Annotated in this window: 2 protein-coding genes; both read right to left on the bottom strand. The window is 41.4% G+C overall.

What is annotated here, in order from left to right:
- The coding region (locus tag ACO0KZ_RS20415; RefSeq protein ID WP_422998615.1) for a WD40 repeat domain-containing protein at positions 1-2,117 on the bottom strand (2,117 nt) is incomplete at its 3' end.
- Between the two features lie 496 nt (positions 2,118-2,613).
- A partial coding sequence (locus ACO0KZ_RS20410) for a caspase family protein (protein WP_422998613.1) occupies positions 2,614-3,065 on the bottom strand: 452 nt, incomplete at its 5' end.

Here is a 3,065-nt window from a genome sequence, read left to right as displayed (position 1 = left end):
GGTGAATTTTCTGAAGTCCTAACCCTCACACGTAATTTTGTCGTGGGTGTGTTTGCTTCTGTTTCTATATTGCTTAGTAAATCAAGCACGGGTGGAAGCTGACTAATAGGGGTGAAGTTTGTCGTTTCCGTATTCGGTCTTATCCCTTGTTTTTCATTTGCGCTGACAATCGATTTAGATTCGTCTTGGAACTGTAGAATTTTTTCGACAATGTCTGGTCGGTTGAGTGTTTCACGAAATCGAGAAGCGGGAACGAAATCTGGGAGCGTCTGATTTTCTTTCTGTACCAAGAACCCGAACCAGTCTTCTGCACCTGGGCTCGCTGTGTAATATCCGGATGACGTCCAAGCCACCATCCGATTTGCTTGCTTATCAACGATCATCGTCATCAAGTGATTGCCATTTTCCATTTTATGAATGCGATTTGTGCCATCACTCATTGCGAATATAACTAAGCTACCATCTGTTGAATAGTTGATCAAACTTACCGAAGCGCCAGCTAAAAGAAATTGCCATTTAAGGTGACCATCGTTACTTATAAGTTGGACTCTCTCGGGCGAGACGAAAATCAAATGTTTATGTCCGGGCGTTGGATATGGGGCAGGTGGCCACATAGAATCATGCTTTACGGCAGCCTTGATTTGGGCGAACGGATCACCGTCTTTTAAGTCCGAGTATGAATCGCCAATCCAATATTGTTTAACCCCTCTCGAGCTAAGTACAAATTGGTCACTATAGTCATTTTCAACTATTTCCGGCTTAAATTGCCCTAACTTAAATGCGGTAGAGTCGATATTCAAGTATGGAAACGAGAAAGAACAGTCTTCCGATGGGAAAATGATTTGACTAGTTGACACATCAAAAATGATCTCTTTTTTGTTATATTTTTTGGAGCATATATATTTATTCTCTCCAATTTCTTTTTTGGGAAAGCTAGTTTCGGAGTAAAGAGCGTCGTTTAAATCTACTGGGCTTTTTTCCAAAATAACTCTATTTGAATTGATTTTTATAAGGCCGTTACTTTTTGCGACACCAGTAGCTGCAATAATAGATCCGTCAACTAATGGGAGAATCATTTTTGCGGTTTCATTGATTTTTATGTCGGAAAAAGGCGCCTTTTGTAGCAAATTTTCGTCACTATCTGTCTGTAGAAAATTTGCTAGATCAAGTTCTCTTACGTGGCGCGAAAAAAGATATCCTAGCCAAAGCCTATCTCCTTTCATAGTCCACCGCATTGTTTTTACTCCAAATGAACGTTCGGAGCCTCTTGGATTTGGAAGGTCACAAATGTTATTTTTTATTGCTGTTTCTAGTTTCCCATCTTCACAAGAGTCAACGAGTGAAGTTCGCTTCTTATAGTCGCTTGATTTTCGGTAAATCTGAATGGCTCCGAATCCATTTTCAAATGTCACTGCGAGATCACCCTTAGGTGAAAACGCAAATACGGGGCCCGAAACACGTTCTGGGATTTGAAACCCTTCTCTTAATTGCGTGTTGACAGGAACCCACCCGTCTCCCGTCGACTTAAGTACATAAATAGTAGAGGGTAAAGGATTTAAAATTCCAAGTGCAAGATAGTTACCATCAGGTGAAATTTCAAAGCCGTGTATATCGGCAAAGCGCTCTGGAAGGGCAATGGAATTAACATGTTTTCTTGTCTCAATATCAAAAATTTTAATCGCTAATTTACTTGCTGCATCCTCGATAATAAAAATAGTTTTATTGTCCGGCGCAAATCGCAGCACTTTTGGCACGCCACCTTCCAAAGAAAGTTGATTCTTGATTTCAAAATTTTCTGTGTCGATAAAGTAAACTTGATGACTTCCGCTCTTCGAAGATAATCCTAAGGCAATTAACCTATTGTCTGGCGAAACTGTAACGCTTTCCCAATACCTAGTTTCTCCTTTACTGAGCGGTGCCCAAATAACTTTCTTGAGCTTGAGATTGTTGGAGTCCCAAACTCGAGCGCTACCGTCATATGAAGTGGTAATAAAAAAAGTTGAGCTAGGATTCCCAGCAATTTGATTAACCCAATCATGGTGTTGCTCTAAATTGAGAGTAAGCTTAAATTGGTCTTGTGCGTTGGAGTTATTATAAACAGTCGATAAAACAGTCAAGACGAGACCTAGCCATAAATATCTTAGTAGCTCCAATTTTATAGAGAGTCGAATAGACGAGATAAATTCCGATTCTCGTAAGGAAATTTTGAATCCCATTTTTTGGCACCTTTGCTCTTACTCTATAGATTGAAATGATATGGATAAGGCTTTCGAACCATTCTAAGTTAGGATGACCTTGTATGCCAAATGTTCTTATTCCTTCGTTTTTGAAAGTAATCAGTGCACTTTTAAAGTGGGCAATAATCTTTGTGTCCAGCTTCCTCGCTATTTAGAATTGGTAGCAATCTACAGAGTTGCATTGTTTGGCACTGAAACACAACGTAGCTTGTTATAGATGTCGAACTCTGTGTACCGTAAGTTCTGCAAAATACCTTGTGCCCGGATCGCGTATATTTCGAGTTTCGGCAGATGTGGATTAGGTACCTCGATGAAGTACCTAGTCATAGCCTTAACTTGGGTTGAGTGAAAGTCCCGCAGGGCGCTGAATTGAAGCTTATTTCATCTTGACCGAAATTGGGAAATCAACGACACCGCCCGGAGCTTGTGTTACTGGGGTTTGAGTTCCCTCGGTCAGCGTGCTGACTCGTCCGCTGATGTAAAGGTCGAGCATCTTATAAGTTACCTTACCTGTTTTGCCGAAGTCTGCTGCCCCGTCGATTCCCTCGAGCAGCGCTTTTGTGAATGCGCCATTGCCCCATACAGGGTCTTCGTAACTCTTCTGAGTTCCGGTGCTTGAACTGAAAACAACCCAGCCGTTTTCTGCACTCGATAATTCATTGATGACGCCGTTAACGTTTCCGAATGTATCGTTAGAACCCAGTATGGCACCTGAGTAACAGCTATCGAAGAAAAATAATATTTTGCCGCGTAATGAAGCGAGCTTTCGTTTGAGCACATCTTTTCCGATCGATGTCAACTTCAGCTCTTTCGGGTCTGCGTCGATTG

This window comes from Undibacterium sp. Di24W, assembly GCF_049340325.1.
GTDB lineage: Bacteria > Pseudomonadota > Gammaproteobacteria > Burkholderiales > Burkholderiaceae_D > Undibacterium.
This window is presented reverse-complemented; position numbering and strand designations above follow the sequence as displayed.